15 protein-coding genes and 7 tRNA genes are annotated in these 19,558 nt (G+C 27.8%); 3 read left to right on the top strand and 19 right to left on the bottom strand.

The window, feature by feature from the left end:
* Positions 1-16 precede the first annotated feature (16 nt).
* The 3 genes from ACAG39_00625 to ACAG39_00615 all read right to left on the bottom strand — a co-directional run bounded on the left by ACAG39_00625 (position 17) and on the right by ACAG39_00615 (position 2,327).
* On the bottom strand, positions 17-607 hold the full coding sequence (locus tag ACAG39_00625; protein MEZ0535731.1) for a dipicolinate synthase subunit B: 591 nt from the start codon (positions 605-607) through the stop codon (positions 17-19).
* On the bottom strand, positions 598-1,491 hold the full coding sequence (gene dpsA, locus ACAG39_00620; protein MEZ0535730.1) for a dipicolinate synthase subunit DpsA: 894 nt from the start codon (positions 1,489-1,491) through the stop codon (positions 598-600). Before dpsA ends, ACAG39_00625 begins: the two co-directional genes overlap by 10 nt.
* A gap of 98 nt (positions 1,492-1,589) precedes the next feature.
* Positions 1,590-2,327, bottom strand: a complete 738-nt coding sequence (locus ACAG39_00615; protein MEZ0535729.1) for a TMEM165/GDT1 family protein — start codon at positions 2,325-2,327, stop codon at positions 1,590-1,592.
* A 251-nt stretch (positions 2,328-2,578) separates the two neighbouring features.
* On the opposite strand from ACAG39_00615, the gene ACAG39_00610 reads away from it, so the two are divergent.
* Positions 2,579-3,268 carry a TVP38/TMEM64 family protein gene (locus ACAG39_00610; GenBank protein MEZ0535728.1) on the top strand — a complete coding sequence of 230 codons (690 nt, stop codon included), beginning with the start codon at positions 2,579-2,581 and terminating at the stop codon, positions 3,266-3,268.
* 52 nt (positions 3,269-3,320) lie between these two features.
* The gene (locus ACAG39_00605; GenBank protein MEZ0535727.1) at positions 3,321-3,836 is read left to right on the top strand and encodes a DUF421 domain-containing protein; all 516 of its coding nucleotides are present in this window, start codon (positions 3,321-3,323) and stop codon (positions 3,834-3,836) included.
* Positions 3,837-3,861: 25 nt separating this feature from the next.
* On the opposite strand, the gene ACAG39_00600 is transcribed toward ACAG39_00605, so the two are convergent.
* The 7 genes from ACAG39_00600 to serS all read right to left on the bottom strand — a co-directional run bounded on the left by ACAG39_00600 (position 3,862) and on the right by serS (position 5,995).
* Positions 3,862-3,948, bottom strand: a tRNA-Leu gene (locus tag ACAG39_00600).
* Between the two features lie 79 nt (positions 3,949-4,027).
* Positions 4,028-4,103: transfer RNA gene (locus ACAG39_00595), tRNA-Glu, on the bottom strand.
* A gap of 12 nt (positions 4,104-4,115) precedes the next feature.
* Positions 4,116-4,192, bottom strand: a tRNA-Met gene (locus ACAG39_00590).
* A 5-nt stretch (positions 4,193-4,197) separates the two neighbouring features.
* Positions 4,198-4,273: transfer RNA gene (locus ACAG39_00585), tRNA-Met, on the bottom strand.
* A 3-nt stretch (positions 4,274-4,276) separates the two neighbouring features.
* A tRNA-Leu gene (locus ACAG39_00580) sits at positions 4,277-4,366 on the bottom strand.
* A gap of 52 nt (positions 4,367-4,418) precedes the next feature.
* Positions 4,419-4,503 (bottom strand) — tRNA-Leu (locus tag ACAG39_00575).
* A 226-nt stretch (positions 4,504-4,729) separates the two neighbouring features.
* Positions 4,730-5,995, bottom strand: coding sequence for a serine--tRNA ligase (gene serS, locus ACAG39_00570; protein MEZ0535726.1), 1,266 nt, complete (start codon positions 5,993-5,995; stop codon positions 4,730-4,732).
* Positions 5,996-6,126: 131 nt separating this feature from the next.
* Between serS and ACAG39_00565 the strand changes: the two genes are divergently transcribed.
* Positions 6,127-6,203 (top strand) — tRNA-Arg (locus ACAG39_00565).
* 233 nt (positions 6,204-6,436) lie between these two features.
* Here the strand turns inward: ACAG39_00565 and gltX are convergent.
* The 9 genes from gltX to ACAG39_00520 form a co-directional block, all read right to left on the bottom strand.
* Complete coding sequence (gene gltX, locus ACAG39_00560; protein ID MEZ0535725.1) at positions 6,437-7,885, bottom strand: glutamate--tRNA ligase; 1,449 nt, start codon at positions 7,883-7,885, stop codon at positions 6,437-6,439.
* A 33-nt stretch (positions 7,886-7,918) separates the two neighbouring features.
* Positions 7,919-8,314, bottom strand: a complete 396-nt coding sequence (locus ACAG39_00555; protein ID MEZ0535724.1) for a secondary thiamine-phosphate synthase enzyme YjbQ — start codon at positions 8,312-8,314, stop codon at positions 7,919-7,921.
* Between the two features lie 25 nt (positions 8,315-8,339).
* Entirely contained in the window at positions 8,340-8,837 is a 498-nt protein-coding gene (locus ACAG39_00550) for a nitroreductase family protein (protein MEZ0535723.1), read from the bottom strand.
* Positions 8,838-8,839: 2 nt separating this feature from the next.
* Complete coding sequence (locus tag ACAG39_00545) at positions 8,840-11,239, bottom strand: Lon protease family protein (protein ID MEZ0535722.1); 2,400 nt, start codon at positions 11,237-11,239, stop codon at positions 8,840-8,842.
* A 124-nt stretch (positions 11,240-11,363) separates the two neighbouring features.
* Positions 11,364-11,924, bottom strand: a complete 561-nt coding sequence (locus ACAG39_00540) for an N-acetylmuramoyl-L-alanine amidase (GenBank protein MEZ0535721.1) — start codon at positions 11,922-11,924, stop codon at positions 11,364-11,366.
* 108 nt (positions 11,925-12,032) lie between these two features.
* A complete protein-coding gene (gene rho / locus ACAG39_00535; protein ID MEZ0535720.1) occupies positions 12,033-13,721 on the bottom strand; it encodes a transcription termination factor Rho in 1,689 nt (562 codons plus the stop codon).
* Positions 13,722-13,841: 120 nt separating this feature from the next.
* Positions 13,842-17,264 (bottom strand): N-acetylmuramoyl-L-alanine amidase, encoded by a 3,423-nt coding sequence (locus tag ACAG39_00530; GenBank protein MEZ0535719.1) that lies wholly within the window; start codon positions 17,262-17,264, stop codon positions 13,842-13,844.
* A gap of 136 nt (positions 17,265-17,400) precedes the next feature.
* The gene (gene galE / locus ACAG39_00525; GenBank protein ID MEZ0535718.1) at positions 17,401-18,381 is read right to left on the bottom strand and encodes a UDP-glucose 4-epimerase GalE; all 981 of its coding nucleotides are present in this window, start codon (positions 18,379-18,381) and stop codon (positions 17,401-17,403) included.
* A 15-nt stretch (positions 18,382-18,396) separates the two neighbouring features.
* On the bottom strand, positions 18,397-19,557 hold the full coding sequence (locus tag ACAG39_00520) for a galactokinase (GenBank protein MEZ0535717.1): 1,161 nt from the start codon (positions 19,555-19,557) through the stop codon (positions 18,397-18,399).
* Position 19,558: the final 1 nt, after the last annotated feature.

The raw sequence follows: 19,558 nt of genomic DNA, 5'->3' as shown, positions 1-19,558 counted from the left end.
CCTAACAAAGGGGTTTTTAGCTATTTGGTCCTAATAATAAAGGCTGTATTTGTTTATTTTGCAAAGCTTCAATTAATGTGGGTATTATTAGTGAATATTCAGCAACCAATGAATTAGTTTTGTTTTTGTGATCATCTTGTCTAAACGGTACAAAATAAATATTTTTTGTATTTAATAATAATCCTATATTTTTAGCATTCATACCCAAGGCATCATTTGTTGAAACTGCTAATACTAATGGTCTTTGATTTCTCAAATGTGCTTTTGCTGCCATTAATACAACACCATCAGTTATTCCATTTGCAAGCTTAGCAACAGTATTACCAGTTGCTGGTGCAATTATCATTATATCAAATAATTTATTTGGTCCAATTGGTTCTGCATCTGTTAATGTTAGTATCGGTTTTTCTCCACATATATCAACTATTTTATCAATAATATCTTTTGCTTTTCCATATCGTGTATCAGTTTTTTGAGTTTTTTCACTAAAAATAGGAATTATTTTAGAACCAGTGTTTTTTAAATCATTTAATATGGGTAATAGTTTATCAAAAGTACAAAATGATCCAGTAAAAGCAAACCCAATTTTTTTATCTTCTAACTCCATCTATAAACCCCCAAATCATTGATAACATTATAAAGAGCTACTTTTATATATTTTGCTGCTGTATGTGGAGCTACTTTGCCAGGAAGGCTTAATGCATGGATTGCATTTATTCCTTTCTTCTTAGCATATTCAAAATCTACCCCACCTGGCTTAGAAGCCAAATCAATTATTAATGTATCTTTCCTAATTTTATCAATAATATCTTTGTTCAATATAAGTGCTGGAACAGTATTAATGATAATATCCATATTACTTACATTATTAATTAAGTTATCCAAAGGTATAGGGGTATATCCAAAAGCTCTTATCCATGTTAAATCTGAAATCTTTCTTGCTTCAACAAATACATTAGCTGAAAATGCTGAAAGTATCTTAGCTAATAATTTACCTATTCGGCCATATCCAAGAATTAGAATGTTACTACCGTGCAATGTAAATTGTGTATCTTGAATTGCGATCATTATACATCCTTCTACTGTAGGTATAGCGTTTAATATTGATAGCTCTTCTCTTTCATATAAGTCTATTATTTTTATATGGTTTTCAATAAATTTGTTCTTTATATTTTCTTTTATAACACATGTAATAAGAGGAATTTCAAATTTTTTTAGAATGTTTATTAGATCATCTATCAATATTTCATTTTCAAACAAAGGGCTAAAAATTGTTTTATCATCATTTGAAAAAGGTATTGGCCCAACTACAATATCAGAACTATTTATTGCAGAGAATAAGTCTTTACAAAAATTAATGCTAAGATTTCTTTTATTTATTTCTGAGGAATTAATCCCATAAACATTAATCTCAAATCGGTCATCAGCTAAATATTCAACTAGCTTTGTTATTCTTTCATCACCGCCAATTACAGCAATTCTCTTTAACATAACATATACTCCTTTTTAAAATTCAAGCTATTATAATTTATGTTTACAGTATAAATTTTGTGCTTGTATAAAAAAAAGAGCCTTTTTACTCAGGCTCTTTAGCTGTTATACTTCCTCTTGTTATTGCAAACAATTATCTCATCCTTTTGTTTTGTTTTGCTTAAATATCTTGCAGCTATTATAGTTATTATAAATAAAATCAAAAGAGATAAACATGATAAAATAATATTCCATTTGAAATCATAAATTAGTACCTGTCCTGTACCAATAAGGCCAAAAATTACAAATATCATCGCAGAAATTAATTTTATTGATTTGTATGGAATTCTTTTGCACATTACAACACCAAAAATAATTCCTATTGAATCAGAAATAATCATCCCAGAAGTAGTTCCCATTAACACCCATATTGGTGAGTTAGGAAACTTTGTGGATAAAGCTATTGTTGTAAGTTGAGTTTTATCACCTAATTCTGCTATGAAAAAAGAAATTGCAACAGTTAGGACAGCACTCATCTTTGACTTTACATTATCTTCTCCATCCAAAGAATCTCCTCTAATAGTCCACAATCCAAATAATATAAATGATAATGAGGCTATCAATTGAATAATTGTTTGCATATTTTCTATTTTAGTTAGGTATGTACCTACTGCTACAGCTAAAGCATGATTTAATATTGTAGCAATAAACACCCCCAAAAGAACTTTAGTTGCCTTATATCTTGTTGCAAAAGCCATGGCAAGTAACTGTGTTTTATCACCCATTTCTGCCAAGGTAACTGCTCCAACTGAAAAAATAAATGCTAATAAAGTTTCTTTAATTTTAACCACCTCCAAAAAATAAAACCTTCAGCATAACCAAAAAATGATTATGCTGAAGGTCTCGTTTCCCAATAAAAGGGTTATAAAGCCAGGTATATCAATATACCAGTATGTTGACTTTATAATTAAAACTACTCCCCTTCAACTAATTAGTATTACTTTACCACAGTATTAATTATATATTTATCTTTATATAAATACAAGATTATAATATAATCTTCTTAAACAAAAGTATATATAATTAAAACAAAATATGAGGTGACAAAATGAATAAAAAAGTAAAAATTGTTCTTAATATTGTGGCACTTATTTTATTTGCTATCTTAATAACCTATATAACAATAAAATATTCACCTACACTCATAAAGATTACAAAAAACCCTCAAGAATTTAGAAATATGATTTTATCATATGGTTCAATAAGTGCACTCATTTTTATCCTTTTTCAAATCCTCCAAGTTGTTATATCAGTAATTCCTGGTGAAGTAGTGCAAGTATCAGGTGGATATATTTATGGAACTTTTTTAGGAACTATTTATTCTTTAATTGGTATTGTTTTAGGTTCTATAATTGTTTTTTATATTGCAAGATTATTAGGTTATAATCTCATTAAAGAAATAGTTCCAAAAAAACAATTAGAAAATTTTAATTTTGTAATAAATAGTCAAAAGAGTGAAGTTGCTTTATTTTTATTATTTTTGATACCCGGTATTCCAAAAGATATATTAACATATATTGTTGGTATTTCACCAATAAAACCGTTAAGATTTTTAATTTTATTAACAATTGCACGTTTTCCAGGAATATTTTTTTCATCTTATATTGGTAGTAATTTGCAACAAAAAGACTATACTATTGCAATAATAGTATCAATAATCTCAACAATATTATTTATTATTGGTATTTTAAAAAGGAATGAAATAATAAATAAGATAGAAAAATTACTTAATAAATAAATATTAATATTTTCATACAAATATTCATTTTAATAATTGAGGTGTTTATTTTATGGTATTTCTTAAATATTTAAATATTATATTTAGTACAACAATTGTTTATTTATTTTTATTTATAACAATCAGATTATTAGGAAAAAAAGAAATCTCACAATTATCATTAATAGATCTTGTTTTTATCTTATTGATAAGTAATTCTGTTCAAAATGCAATGGTGGGATCTGACTCGACTTTAGTTGGTGGACTTATTTCTGCTGCTTCATTAATACTAATTAACTATTTTCTAAAATTAATTATTTATCGTTTTCCTAAATTGGAGCATTTTGTGGAAGGTGAACCTATACTACTCATTTATAATGGTAAAATAAATTCAAAAAATCTTTCAAAAGCAAAAATTACAGTAAACCAATTAAATGAAGCAGTTAGAGAACATGGTTTATCTTCATTTAAAGAAGTAAAATTAGCATTACTTGAAATTGATGGTAATATCAGTATAATTTCAAATGAAGTAAATAAAAGATTTATTAAGAAGAAAATATTAAGAAAAATGATAAATGAAAAGAATTAATGCAAGTAAATTGCTTGATGATCTTTGGTGCGGATAGGGGGATTTGAACCCCCATGGGAATAATCCCATTAGATCCTGAGTCTAACGCGTCTGCCAATTCCGCCATATCCGCATAAAAATATTTTATTTAAAAAATTAATTAAAGTCAAATAAAAAAAGGCTTTTAATAAAAGCCTTTTAGTTCTAATTATTGGTGACCCCGAGGGGATTCGAACCCCTGTTACAGCCGTGAAAGGGCTGTGTCTTAGGCCTCTTGACCACGGGGCCATATTAATTTTTTGGTGGCGGCGAACGGATTTGAACCGCTGACACTGCGGGTATGAACCGCATGCTCTAGCCAACTGAGCTACGCCGCCATATTTGGTTGCGGGGGAAGGATTTGAACCTCCGACCTTCGGGTTATGAGCCCGACGAGCTACCGACTGCTCCACCCCGCGATATGGTGCCGGAAACCGGACTTGAACCGGTACGACCTTTAAGGGGTCCCAGGATTTTAAGTCCTGTGCGTCTGCCTATTCCGCCACTCCGGCATCAGCAATTTTAGATTATAATGGATATTCGACATTTTGTCAAGTATTTTTTTGGTGCGGGTAGAGGGACTTGAACCCCCACGGCTGTTGCCAATAGATCCTAAGTCTATCGCGTCTGCCAATTCCGCCATACCCGCGTCAGCAGAATTTATTTTAGCACATGATTATTTTATTGTCAACACATCAAGAGAAAAATTTTATTTTATATAATATTTCTATAACAGCTTGTTCATCTAATAATTCGACAAAGATCCATCAAAGACATATAAAGTTTGGATAAATTTTATCTAAATTTAGATTAAAAAATAGATATTATTAAAAAAGGAGACTGTCAAAAAAGAAATGAGACTGGATTTTCCAGTCTCACTTTATTATATCAACGCCCATATATCTCCTTAATACTTCAGGAACGACAACACTTCCATCTTTTTGTTGGTAGTTTTCAAGTATTGCTGCTACAGTTCTTCCAACTGCTAATCCAGAACCATTTAAAGTATGGACATAATCTAGTTTCCCATCACTTCTTCTATATCTAATGTTAGCTCTTCTTGCTTGGAATCCTTCAAAATTTGAACATGATGATATCTCAACATATCTTTGATAGCTTGGCATCCATACTTCAATATCATATGTTTTCGCAGAAGAAAACCCTAAGTCACCAGTACATAATGCAACTACTCTATATGGTAATCCAAGATGTTTTAAAACATCCTCAGCATCTTGTGTTAAACTTTCCAATTGATTGTATGAATCTTCTGGAGTTGCAAATTTAACTAATTCAACTTTATTAAATTGATGTTGTCTTATAAGCCCTCTTGTATCTTTTCCTGCAGCACCTGCTTCTGCTCTAAAACATGCTGAATATGCAACATACTTTATTGGCAAATCTTCTTCTTTTAAAATCTCTTCTCTATGATAATTTGTAACAGGAACTTCGGCAGTCGGAATTAAGAAATATTCATCTCCGCATGTTTTAAATGCATCTTCTTCAAATTTTGGAAGTTGTCCTGTTCCAATCATACTTTTTCTTTGAACCAAATAGGGTGGTAAAATCTCTGTATAACCATGCTTTTCAATATGAAGGTCTAACATAAAGTTTATTACTGCTCTTTCAAGTTTTGCTCCAAGGCCTTTGTAAAATGTAAATCTTGCACCTGAAACTTTTGATGCTCTTTCAAAATCAAGAATGCCTAAATTAACTCCAATATCCCAATGAGGTTTTATTTCAAAATCAAATGCAGTGGGAGTCCCATATTTTCTTACTTCAACATTTTCTGAATCATCTTTCCCTATAGGTACAGATTGGTTAGGTATATTGGGGATTGTAAGTAAAATATTTTGAATTTTGTTTTCAAGCTGGCTTACTACTGCATCCTTCTCTTTTATTTCATCAGAAAGATTTTTAAGGTCATTCATCAACTCAGAAATGTCTTTTCCTTCCTTTTTAAGTTTAGGTATTTCTTTAGAAAAAGCATTTTGTTTCGCTTTTAATTTTTCAACATCTGATAATATGCTTCTCCTTTGTTCGTCATATGATAATAGCTCATCAATGTTTATATCTTTATTACGTGATTGAAGTGCTTTTTTAGTTTCTTCAGGATTGTTTCTAATAACCTTTATATCTAACATTTTTTCACCTCATTTATCTATTGTTTTCTTATAAATTATACACTTTTCATAAGCTACAAGTCAAAAAAAAGCATATATACTCTTTACAGTAAATAAAAATTATAGTATCATATTTATTGCAAAAAAATTGTGCGCCCGTAGCTCAGCAGGACAGAGCAACGGTTTCCTAAACCGTGTGCCGGAGGTTCGAATCCTCTCGGGCGTACCAATCATTATGAAGGGTATTAAGGTTTAAAAAATAATTTTTAAAAGTTTTTACTGCAATTTTACTGCAATTTTTTAAAATAAATATCTTACCATACCTACTAATTAAAGAACTATTATATAAAGCTGAATTTTGAGATATATTTTAAGATCATAAAATTCAGTTTTTTATTAAAATGTAGCAGCATATAAAAAGGTAACCATTGGAAATGTGGTTACCTTTTTGTTTAGATTTATTTATTCTTTATAAAATTTTTCTATAGCTCTATTTATCCTTGATATTACCATATCTTTACCAAGTAGTTCCATAATCTCAAAAAGTCCAGGTGTAACAGTTCTACCCGTAATTGCTAAACGTGTTGGATGTATTATTTCTGCTGCTTTTACCCCTAATGAATCTGCATAGTTTCTAATAACTTTTTCAATTTTATCCCTATTAAAGTCATTAATCTGATTTAATAAAGGAATAATATTTTTAAGCATAAGTAATTTATCATTAGTAAAGTATTTTTCAATTCCCTTTTGTTCATATTCAAAAGAATTTTCAAAAAAGTATCTACTTGCTTCAACAAGTTCAACTAATGTTTTTACCTTTTCTCTTACAAGTAATAAAACAGATTTTATATATGAAGTTTCAAATTTTGATATATCAATATTATTTTTAATAAAAAAAGGTTTCATTCTTTCAAATAACTCATCTATTTCTAATTGTTTCAAATAATATCCATTAATCCATGTGAGTTTATTAATATCATATATAGCAGCATTTTTTGAAACCTTTTGTAAATCAAAACTTTCTATAGCCTCTTCTAAAGAAATTATTGTTCTGTCTTCTCCAATTGACCAACCTAAGAGTAATAGATAATTAATCAAAGCTTCCTTAAGGTAACCTTTGTCGATAAATTCTTCAACAGATGTAGCACCATGTCTTTTACTCAATTTGCTTCTATCAGGTGCTAATATCATAGGTACATGAGCAAACTCTGGTATTTTAAAACCTAATAGATTATATAAATATATCTGTTTTGGCGTATTTGATAAATGCTCTTCTGCTCTAATAACATGTGTTATATTCATCAAATGGTCATCAATAACACAAACAAAGTTATAAGTTGGATTGCCATCAGATTTCAAAATTATAAAATCATCCACTTCTGAACCATCAAATTCAACTTTACCACGTATTATGTCATTAACAATAATCTTTTCATTTTGATTTGCTTTAATCCTAACAACAGCTTTTTCATTATTTAATAGCCTTTTCTTAGCATCCTCAATGCTAATGTTCCTACATTTTTTGCTATATCTATACGAAACCTTATTTTTTATTGCCTGTTCTCTTTCTTTTTCTATATCTTCTTGAGAGCAAAAACAATAATATGCTTTATCTTCATTAATTAATTTTTCTACAAATTTAAGATAAATATCCTTTCGTAAGGATTGAAAATAAGGCCCAAATTCTCCACCAACATTTGGACCTTCATCCCAATTAATTCCTAAATAAGAAAGGCTTTTTTGTATGCCTTCTGCCCATTCTATTTTTGAACGTGATACATCAGTATCTTCAATTCGCAAAATAAATTTTCCATCGTTTTTCCTGGCAAAAATATAGTTGAAAAGTGCTGTTCTTGCCCCACCAATATGTAACTCACCGGTAGGACTTGGTGCAAATCTTACTCTAACCATTTTAAAAAAAGTTCTCCTTTCAAATGAAAAAATTTATCCTTTTATCATCATGTATACTTTTCTTTTGCGTGGTCCGTCAAATTCACAAAAGAATATACCTTGCCATGTTCCCAGACATAACTCACCTTGATTTAATAAAACCTGAACAGATGAACCAATAATACTTGCTTTTATATGTGCATCTGAATTACCTTCTGAATGCTTAAAAGCATTATTTTTAGGAACTAATTTTTCAAAATACTCTTTCAGATCATCAATAACATCTGGATCAGCATGTTCATTTATAGTAACACCTGCTGTTGTATGAGGAATAAAAATTGTTACAATACCATTTTTGATTGCACTTTGTCTTACAATTTCTTTTATCTTATTAGTAATTTCAATAAAATCTGTTCTTTCTTTTGTCCTTATTTCAAACTCTTTAAACAATGTGAAGTTTTCCCCCCAAATTTAATTAAAATTTCTCCCAATGCAATATTTCATTTAATGGCTTCTTTTCTCTTGAAGGATCTTCATCAGGTACTCCAATTGCAATTAATGAAAATAGTTCATAGTTATCTGGTACATTTAATAAATCTTTTACCTTTTCAGAATGTTCCTTTTTATAGCTTGCTACCCAACAAGTTCCTAAATTTAGTGCTTTAGCTGCTACACAAATATATGCTGAAGCAGCTGACCCATCTTCAATTATATATTGACTATCTTTTTTATACAATACTGCTACACATGCTGATGCATCTTTTATAAATCTTCCCCAACGAGCATATTCAGCCATTTGTTTACGTAGATTTTCGTCAGTGACAACAACAAATGCCCAACCTTGTGTATTGTTTGCTGTAGGAGCGTATCTTGCAGCATCAATAATTAATTCTAAATCTTTTTTATCTATTTTTTGATTTGGTTTGTACTTTCTAATACTTTTTCTTTGTTTCAAAATATTTATGGTATCCATTATCAATGTTCCTCCTTATTTTCTTTTTCATATATCGAATAATATTTTTTTAATTTATGAACAACTAAATAATTAATTGTCCCTACAGGATATTCATTTTGAGTATTTTTTTCACCAGATTTAACACCAGTTAATATCTCAATTGCTTGATCTATTGTGGATACTGCCCATATATGAAATAGGTTATTCTTTATAGAACCAATTACTTCATCATTTAATGTCAGATTTTTAATATTTGAAGTTGGAATTATAACTCCCTGCCTACCATTTAAACCAAGCTGTTTACAGGTATAATAAAAACCTTCTATCTTTTTTGTAACACCTCCTACAGCTTGAATTTCACCCTTTTGGTTAATTGAACCAGTAACTGCTATACCTTGATATATAGGAATACCACTTAATGAAGAAAGTAAAGCACATAGTTCTGCTGCTGAAGCTGAGTCACCATCTATACCGCTATAAAGTTGTTCAAAGCAAATAGTTGCATTTAGTGTTAAAGGCATATCTTGTGCATATCTTTCTGTAAAAAATCCACTTATTATTAAAACTCCTTTACTATGCGTTTTGCCAGACATTTGTACTTCTCGTTCAATATTTATTATACCATTTTTTCCTACACTTGTGGTAACTGTAATTCTTGATGGTTTCCCAAAAGAATAATCTCCGTCAGAGATAATTGCTAAACCATTTATTTGACCAACATTATAACCATCAACATCGACCATAATTATCTTATTGTTTATTAACTCACTTATTTTTTCTTCATACTTCGAAGATCTGTATTCTTTTTCTCTTATTGCTTTTATAACATGAATATCATATACTTTTTGCTGATTGTCTATTTCAGCCCAAGTTATTGATTCTGATAATATTTCTACAATCTCATTAAATTTTGTTGAAAGCTTATTTTGATTTTCTGTAAGCCTCATTGAATACTCTAAAACTTTTTGAATTGCATTTTTTGTAAATGGTATAGTATTTTCTCTTTTACAAAAAGAACTTATAAATTGTATCATTTTTAGAATATTTTCTTGATTTAAATTCATTTCTGTATCAAAATCAACTTTTATTTTAAATAATTTTTTAAAGTCCTCATCAAGTTCATATAATAAATTGTAAATATATTCATTTCCTATAAGTATTACTTTTATATCTATCGGTATTGGTTCTGGTTTTAATGATGAAGTTGGTAACAATCCAAATACATCTCTCATATTCTCAATTTGAACATATCCATTTTTTAATACTCTTTTCAATACCTCCCATGACTGTGGATTTGATAGCAAGTCCTTTGCTTGTAAAATTAAATATCCACCGTTTGCTTTATGAAGAGCACCTGGTTTTATCTTTGAAAAGTCTGTAATAAGATATACCCCATATTCATTTTCATATTCAATTTTACCTATAAGATTATAATAAGTTGGATTTGGCTCGTAAATAACTGGAGCTCCAATAATATCTGAATTATCTACAATAATGTTCACTTTATATTTATCTACAGGAGAAAAAGATATTTTCTTGGTATTGAAAAAAGTTTGATATGGGTTTTGCTCTTCTTCTTCTTTTTCAAAAAATAATTCAAGATTATTGACAATATCATTCGTTATATTGTCAAGGAATGTGTTTATTTTGGATATGTCTTTATATTTGTTTCTTATTTCATTTATATAATGTCCTAATGTAAAAATTGCAATGTTCCTTTGTAAATCCTTTATTTTCTCACGAGTCTGTTTTTCTATTATTTTTATCTTTTTAAGAACATCAACTGCATTTTGCTGCAATATCTTTAATTTTTTCTCTATATCTTCTCTTAGACTTTTCTCTAAATTGGAATATTCATTTTCTGTAAGAGTTTTTCCGTTTAAAATTGGTAAGAAATATACACCACTCGGAGTAAATTTTATCTCAAATTCAAATTCTTTTGCTTCTTGTGCTAATTTATCAAACATCTCTGTTTTTATATCTTGAAACTCGTTTAAAATAACATTTTTATCATTTTCATATTCCTCAGAGTTAAATACTTTTGGTAGTTCATTTAAAATAGCCTCAATAAATTCATCCATATCTTTTTTAAATTCCTTTGCTACTCCCTTTGGAAGAGATACAGATAATGGTTCATCTGGAGTTGAAAAATTATATATATATACCCAATCGTTTGGTGTATTTCTACTCAATGCTAATTTTGATATCCTTTCAAGCGCATAACTTGTTTTACCAGTTCCAGTTTGACCACAAAGATAAAGATTATATCCTTTTTTATTTACTATTAGTCCGAATTCAAATGCCTTTTTCGCTCTTCCTTGACCGATAATATCTTCTAGTGGTTCAATTGAATTAGTATCTTCAAATTGCATAAAGTCCAAACTTATTTCCTTTTTAATTTCTGATAGCTTAAGTTCCATTGAAGGCACACCCCATTTATTTATTATAACTTATATATTACCCATTTTTAGCTTAACAATATTATTATATAAATAATTATAAAAAAAAATTGCAGGAAATGTATTTACTGCAATTCCAATAAAATTATTTAATCTTAAAATACTCTTTTATTCCATTATAAATTGCTTGAGCATATATATTTTGATATTTAGTATCAACAAGAGTTTTAACATCCTTTTCATTATTAATAAATCCAAGTTCAATTAATACCGAAGGCATTGTTGTATTCCTAAGGACATAATAATTAGCTCTTTTAACTCCTCTATTTATAAGTTTTGTATATTTTATTAAATTTTGTTGAATTATTTCTGCTAGCTCTTTACTTTTGTCTTGAGTTTTATAATAATAAGTTTCAATTCCAGTAGCATTGTTATTTTGGCTACTATTACAGTGAATGCTTACAAAAATATCACATTTATTAACATTTGCAATATCACATCTTGCCTTCAAATCACTACTTACATTTTTTCTTTCCCACTTTAGTATATCCGAATCTCTTGTCAGTATTACTTCATAATTATATTTTTTTAGTAAATTAGTTAATTTAAGAGAAATATCAAGTGCTATGTTTTTTTCTAAAACACCATTTATGCCAACTGCTCCTGGGTCAATTCCTCCATGCCCTGGATCTATACATATCTTCAAATTATCACCCCCAATATATTCTATATTTTAATTATTTCAAGGGTGCATTTTAAAAAAGAAAATTTTTGTATAAAAAAAGCTGCCATATTTTAAATAGCAGCTTTTTTATTAAATTGATAAAGATTTACTTACTTCTTGAACAAGATCATTATTACTATTTGTTTTAGCTAGTCTGCTAATTAATCTTTCAGTTACCTCTGCCGTTCCTAGATTTCCAAGGAATCTTCTAATTGTATCAACAGCAACTTTTTCTTGTTCTGACAATAAAAGTTCTTCTCTTCGGGTTCCTGATTTATTTATATCAATAGCAGGAAAAATTCTCTTTTCGGATAATTTCCTATCAAGATGCAATTCCATATTACCAGTACCTTTGAATTCTTCGAAAATAACATCATCCATTCTTGATCCTGTTTCAATAAGAGCAGTTGCTAATATTGTAAGACTTCCGCCTTCTCTAAGGTTTCTTGCAGCACCGAAGAATTTTTTTGGTTTATGAAGTGCATTAGGATCTAATCCACCTGATAATGTTCGTCCGGATGGAGGTTCTACCAAGTTATATGCTCTTGCAAGCCTAGTTAAACTATCTAGTAAAATTACAACATCTTTCTTGCATTCAACTAATCTCATAGCTCTTTCAAGTGTCATTTCTGCAACCTTTATATGATGATCAGGTGTTTCATCAAATGTAGAATAATGAATTTCTGCATTAATACTATCCTGCATATCGGTAACCTCTTCAGGCCTTTCATCAATAAGTAAGACAATTAAATGCAAATCAGAATAATTATTTAGTATACTTGCCGCAATTTTCTTCAATAGTATTGTTTTACCAGCTTTTGGAGGAGCAACTATTAAACCTCTTTGGCCTCTTCCAATTGGTGCAATAAGGTCAATTAATCTCACTGCTAAATCATCAGATTTATTTTTATTTTCAAGAACAATTCTTTTATTAGGGAATATAGGCGTTAATTCATCGAAAGGAACTCTTTTTGTAATCTCCTCGGGTTTCATATCGTTGACAGATTGAACTAATAGAAGACCAGCAAATTTTTCGTTCTCTTTTGGAATTCTAATTGGTCCTTTTATTTTATCACCTGTTTTTAAATTAAACTTTCTGATTTGAGAAGGAGAAACATAAATATCTTTGGATCCTGGAGTAAAAGTATCATCTCTTAGAAATCCGTAACCTCCTCCTCCACCTGCCTCATAAATTATCTCTAATACACCTTCTCCTATTCCTCCAACCTCAACCTTACCTTCAAGTTCTTTGAATTCTGGAGTTAAACTTATAAGTTTTAATTGATCTTTTATATCATTTTTATCTTTATCTATTTCTTTTATATCGTTTTCATGATTATTTATAATATTATCTTTGATATTTTTATCAATATTAAGTATTTCTTCTTTTTCATCTGATAAATTAATTTCAGTATTCTTTTCTTCAGCAACATTTTTATTTTCAATTTTCATTTCTTCTTTTCCAATCTCTTTTTCATCAAATTTCATATTTGAAACAATATCTTCATCATCATTGCTAACAATATTATCCATTTGAATTTGTTCAATTCCTTCATTTTCTTGTTTTCTTTTCCTACCTCTTTTGCCTTTTTCTTTTTTCTCAATCGTTTGAATTACTTCATCAGAACCATTACCATTACTATTAATGCTATTTCTTATAATATCTATTAATTCATTCTTTTTTAATAGTGAATACTTAGGAATACCTAAATTTTTTGCTATTTCTCTTAATTCAACAATAGTTTTATTTTTTAAAAAATCATCTAAGCCACTTGACACAAACATACTCCTCCTTCAAAAAAAATATCTATAAGTATTTAATATTTTTCTGGGAATAAAAAAGAAGGGAAAAACCTGTCATTGATATTGTAACAAAGATTATTAAAAAGTCAATAGAAATTATTTCGAAAAATGCTCATCAATAGATTCAGCAATAGTATCTGCTAATTTATTTGTATATTTTTCATCAATAAGCATCAATAAATCATAAATATTTGTTCCATGTCCTATTTGAAGAAGTAATGAAGGTATTTCTGATTTTTCAAGTATACTAATTTCATTTCCTTTTACAATATCTTTGACAGGAGTTAAATTTTTATCGTTAATTTTAGTTTTTATTAACTGAGCTAAATTAATGATGTTTATTTCTTTTTCTTCGTAATTATAGTAAATATTCAATCCTCTAATTTGTTTATTTGTAGATGTTCCAATATGAATACTTATAAACAAACCTGGCTCATTTGGATCAATTATAGATAATCTATCATTTGTGCTTAAATCTTTGTCCTCTTTTCTAGTAAGTTTTACAGTAAATCCATATTCTTTTAGAGCAATAGCTAGTTTTTGAACAATATTAAGATTTATATCTTTTTCAAAGTATTTTTGTACCCTACCATTTTCAATTTTTTCGAATACTCCACCAAAATTTTTCCCACCATGCCCTGCATCTAAATAAATAATAGGTTTTTGCATGTTTTTTATTTCGGTAGTGTTGATAGTATTATTAGATTCTCTTAAACATATTTCTGTAATGTTACTAGTTTCATTTTTTAATTTTTTTTCTTTTTCATTAAAATTAATAATTAAATTATTTTGGTCAAGAAGCCAATTAATTTTTACAGCTTTATTAAATAATATATAAATAATATAATTGTCAAATGTTTCATATGAATGAATAAATCTAATATATTCATCATTTGTATCAGCATTAATTATTTTCAGTCTATTTATGTCTTTAAATAATTTTATTAATAATAAATTATTGAACTCATAAAAATCTATTGCAGGAGATACAATATATTCAAATTTAATTACTTTGTCTTCTTTTAAATATTTTACTTCACAAAATGCTTTTTGTAAGATAATTTCTAAAAAAGAATCTCCTTTGTTATCATTTATATTTATTTTAGCCAATCTATGCTCTATTATTATTATTAGCTTATCTTCATCTGTCTTAAAAATATTAATGTTCTTTATTATTTCATTGTTTTTTACCAAATTTTCTGTATTTATATTATTAAATAAGACATCAAAAAGGTCTATTTGAATAATATTTTGTTCTATATTTTTTGTTTCATATGATAAATCACCTGAATAATACAGGTTAATTTTAAATTCTTCATTATTTACAAATTCAATATTATCTATTTTACAATAAGCTTTGATTAATAATATTAAATTATTGCTTTCTTGTAAAATTTTTAACTTAATTTGTTTATTTGTAAATATAATTACATTGTAACCAGTATTAATCTTTGAAATTTGAATAGCTTTAATAAGTTCATTTTCAAACCTAAACACACCAGGAGTTAAAAACAATTCTTTATTATTAATATAAAAGTTAATTTGATTTTCTTCTTCTGACTCAGAAATTATTACACTATTTTCAGAAAGGTTGCTAAACATTATTTTATAATTTTCAATATCAAAATCTAAAGTACTAATAATAGGTTTAAATACAATTTCAAGGCATTCATCAGATGCTGTGATGTCAAAATCATTAATTTCTGAGTATACTTCAATAATTGTATCAGGACCTGATTGATAAAAATGAATTTTCTCAATAAAGCCATCAATAAATGTATAAGGTGATTGATTTATTTTTTCTATCTTTGTATTTAACAATTTTAATAATAAATATTTTTCATCACCTTTATGTTCATATATAAAATCCATTTTTTTATCAAAATATATTTTCAATTTTACTTCTTTTGAAAAATTATCTAATTCAAAAGAATTAATAATACTAAAATCTTCCAAGATACTAAATGTTATATAAAAGGATTTATTATCTTTTGATTCTTCAATAGCGAACTTTATCTTTTTTTTGAATAAAATAGTTCCATAATATGTATTTTTCTCTTTAGATATTTTAATATCTTCAACTATTTGATCATCTTTTGGAATTATGTCCTTTATTAAATTAACATATCTATCACTTATAGTAAAGGATAAGGATTTATTATCATCTTTTAATTCTAATTCTGAATTTTCTTTCTTAATATTTTGAAAAATAAATTTCGAAGTAGCAGAGTCATATAATATATATGCTTTATTTGCTTTAAGATTTATACGTAAAATATTATTTTCTAAACTAATATTTGACCTTATTACATCTGTTAAAATCTCTATTATCACATTATTATTTAATTTGGAAAATAGTAAACTTTCAACAAGCCCATCATCAAATGAATATTTCTCTTGCTGTGCTAATTTTTCAGAAAGAGTAACGTTTTCTAATTCAATTATTATATTATTTTTTTCATTTTTTGTTGTTGAATGGGATGAATAGTCGGATAAAAATATATTAATATTAGTCTCATCATTATTATTAATTATTTCAAAATCTTTTAACTCAACAATTTGTTTGATTATTAACTCGGTAGAATAATCATTTTCGTTTAGTTCATATTGAACAGGTTTAGCAAAATGAATTGTACATACATATCCAAACATTGATTTTTTAACATCTATAATATCAATTATTCCATCATCAAATTTTTTATTTAATTCTGAAAGAAAAATGGCTTTATTATGAATTTCTATACTTATTGATTTTTCATCTATTTTTTGAGTTTTTATATATTGGTTAGAAATATTCATAAGTAAAATTTTATATTGATCAACCAGCCATTCTATTGAAGCTTCTTCATATTTTATTGTAATTTCTAATTTATTTTCTTTATCTGTTATTTGATAATTCTTAGAATCTGTTACTAAAATAAGATCTAAGCTTTTATCGCTATTTTTTTTAAAAATTATTTCTTCAACTAGTCCATTTGACAATTTATAATAATCCTTAATATCAGCCGATAATTCACAATTCTCAAATCTTATATTGATATTTTTCTTTGAATAATTTTCAAAAGTATTATATGTTATTCCAGATGTAATTTTAAAAACAATTGTAGTATAAAGTTCTTCATTTATTATTTTAATGTCACTAATTATATTATTTTTCTCTTTATTATCATTTAATGATATAACTATTTCTTCAACTTTTTCTTTAGTGAATGGCTTTGTAATAAAATTTTCTGCTCCATTTTTAAGTGCTTCAAGAATTAACGATTGATTTGATGTAGCAGATACCATAACAATTGCTGAATCTGGAGAAACTTCCTTAATCTTTTTCATTGCCAATAAACCATCAATATCTGGCATTGTAATATCTAATGTTATTAATTCTGGTTTTAGGCTACTTGCTAATTTTATGGCTTCTTGGCCTGTTGCAGCTTCAGCAATAACTTCGTGACCAAGTTCAAGGAATATTCCTTTTAAAATTTTTCTAATAAATACTGCATCATCTACAATTAAAATTCTCATTTTAGTCACCTTTATATGAGATATTATTTACTATTATATATTAATTTTTATAAACAATATAGATATATTTTATATCAAAAATATGTAATTTGTAATTAATACAAAATAGAGTATGCAATAAGCATACTCTATAAGATTATTCAATAAAACCATTAGGATTTTTGCTATGCCATTTCCAAGCTGTTTCAACAATTTTTTTAAGGGAATTATATTTTTGTTTCCAATCCAATGTTTTTATTGCTTTTTCTGATGAAGCAATCAGTATAGATGGATCACCTAATCTTCTTCGTCCAATCTCGTATTTGATATCAATACCTGTTACTTCTTTACAAGTATTTATCACTTCAAATACAGAAAATCCTTCACCATTACCTAAATTAAAAATCTCACTATTGTTTTTGTCTAAATATTGTAATGCTAATAGATGAGCTTCACATAAATCCAGTACATGTATATAGTCCCTAATACATGTCCCGTCTTTAGTATCGTAATCATTACCATAAACTACTACTTTTTCTCTCTTGCCTAATGCAGCTTGAAGAACAATTGGAATTAAATGGCTTTCTGGGTCATGATCCTCACCTATTAAGCCATCTGGATGTGCACCAGCTACGTTAAAATATCTTAATGAAACATATTTTAATCCATGTGCATTGTCAGCCCATTTTAACATTTTTTCTATTGCAAGTTTTGTTTCACCGTACGGATTAGTAGGTAATGTTTTATCAGTTTCTAGAATTGGTATATTTTCAGGTTCTCCATATGTTGCAGCAGTTGATGAGAACACTATCTTTTTTACATCATATTTAATCATTGTATTTACTAAATTAATAGTCCCATAAACATTGTTATAGTAATATTTCATTGGATTTAGTACACTTTCCCCAACAAGAGATGATGCAGCAAAATGAATTACAGCATCAATTTGATTTTCAGAGAAAACTTTATCCAAAAATTCAATATCTCTTAAATCACCTACAATAAGTTTTCCTCCAAGAACAGCTTTCTTATGTCCTTTTTCTAAGTTATCGATAACTATGACATCATATCCTTTTTCAAGTAGCAAGTAAACCATATGACTACCTATATAACCAGCTCCACCAGTAACTAAAATCATCAATTGCACCATCCTTTACACTTTTATTTCTCTTGCTCCATCATCAATGTCAAATACATAAAAGTCAGCTTTTAAGTTAGTTTTTTTATAATAGTTTTCTCCAACTTTTTGTTTGAATTCATCAATAGCATCTTTATGAACTATTGAAACAGTACAACCACCAAAGCCAGCCCCAGTCATTCTTGAACCAATAACTCCTTGTATTTTTGATGCTTCTTCAACTAATGTATCAAGTTCAATTCCTGTAACTTCGTAAAGATTTTTGAGTGAATAATGAGATTCAAACATTAGCTTGCCAAATTCAATTAAGTCACCATTGTTTAAAACTTCTATAGATTTTAAAACCCTATAGTCTTCGTATACTACATGCTCCACCCTTTTTCTTATAATTTCGTCTTCTATTAAGTATTTATACTGTTCAAATTGTTCTTTACTTACATCACCCAATGTTTGAACTGAAATTTCATTTTGCAATGCTTTTAGGCCCTGCTCACATTCATTTCTTCTTTGATTATATTTTGAATCAGCAAGGCTTCTTTTTTTATTAGTATTTGAGATAACTATTTTATAGTTTTGAAGATTAAGTGGAACATATTCATAGTCCATTGTCTTAGTATTTAGAAATATTGCATGATCCTTTTTCCCCATACTTGATGCAAATTGATCCATTATACCACAATTTACACCTACATATCTATTTTCAGCTCTTTGTCCAATAAATGCAAGTTCAACTTTATCAATTGGTTTATCATTGAAAATAGAATAAACTGCTATACCAGTGGCACATTCTATAGCAGCTGAAGAAGAAAGGCCAGCACCATGTGGCACTGTATCGTGAAATAACATTTCACAACCACCAACATTATATGATAATTCAATAAGTTCTTTTACAACGCCTAGTTGATAATTACCCCAAGGTAAATTTTTGTATGAATCAATATTATTTAAATCTGCTTCTACTTTTGTTTTCAAATCTGTGGCATAAAGTAATATTTTTGAGTCATCTCTTTTTCTTATCAATACTGTTGTTCCAACACTTAGTGCAGCAGGAAATACATATCCACCATTATAATCAGTATGTTCACCAATAAGATTTACTCTACCCGCTGAGAAAAAAACTCTTACCTCGTTATTATTCACTCCATATACATTATAAAATTCTTTTAATAAATCCATT

Source organism: Caldicellulosiruptoraceae bacterium PP1, assembly GCA_041320695.1.
Lineage (GTDB): Bacteria > Bacillota > Thermoanaerobacteria > Caldicellulosiruptorales > Caldicellulosiruptoraceae > JBGGOQ01.
Note: the sequence above shows the minus strand (reverse complement) of the source record. Positions and strands in the feature narration are given on the sequence as shown.

What these genes read in the sequence shown, in the direction of transcription:
- serS (MEZ0535726.1), bottom strand. Translation starts at nt 5,995, where the DNA reads ATGTTAGATATAAAGGTTATTAGAAACAATCCTGAAGAAACTAAAAAA.
- ACAG39_00545 (MEZ0535722.1), bottom strand. Translation starts at nt 11,239, where the DNA reads ATGGAACTTAAGCTATCAGAAATTAAAAAGGAAATAAGTTTGGACTTT.
- ACAG39_00520 (MEZ0535717.1), bottom strand. Translation starts at nt 19,557, where the DNA reads ATGGATTTATTAAAAGAATTTTATAATGTATATGGAGTGAATAATAAC.
- dpsA (MEZ0535730.1), bottom strand. Translation starts at nt 1,491, where the DNA reads ATGTTAAAGAGAATTGCTGTAATTGGCGGTGATGAAAGAATAACAAAG.
- ACAG39_00625 (MEZ0535731.1), bottom strand. Translation starts at nt 607, where the DNA reads ATGGAGTTAGAAGATAAAAAAATTGGGTTTGCTTTTACTGGATCATTT.
- gltX (MEZ0535725.1), bottom strand. Translation starts at nt 7,885, where the DNA reads ATGGTTAGAGTAAGATTTGCACCAAGTCCTACCGGTGAGTTACATATT.
- ACAG39_00605 (MEZ0535727.1), top strand. Translation starts at nt 3,321, where the DNA reads ATGGTATTTCTTAAATATTTAAATATTATATTTAGTACAACAATTGTT.
- ACAG39_00550 (MEZ0535723.1), bottom strand. Translation starts at nt 8,837, where the DNA reads ATGGATACCATAAATATTTTGAAACAAAGAAAAAGTATTAGAAAGTAC.
- ACAG39_00610 (MEZ0535728.1), top strand. Translation starts at nt 2,579, where the DNA reads ATGAATAAAAAAGTAAAAATTGTTCTTAATATTGTGGCACTTATTTTA.
- galE (MEZ0535718.1), bottom strand. Translation starts at nt 18,381, where the DNA reads ATGATTTTAGTTACTGGTGGAGCTGGTTATATAGGTAGTCATATGGTT.
- ACAG39_00530 (MEZ0535719.1), bottom strand. Translation starts at nt 17,264, where the DNA reads ATGAGAATTTTAATTGTAGATGATGCAGTATTTATTAGAAAAATTTTA.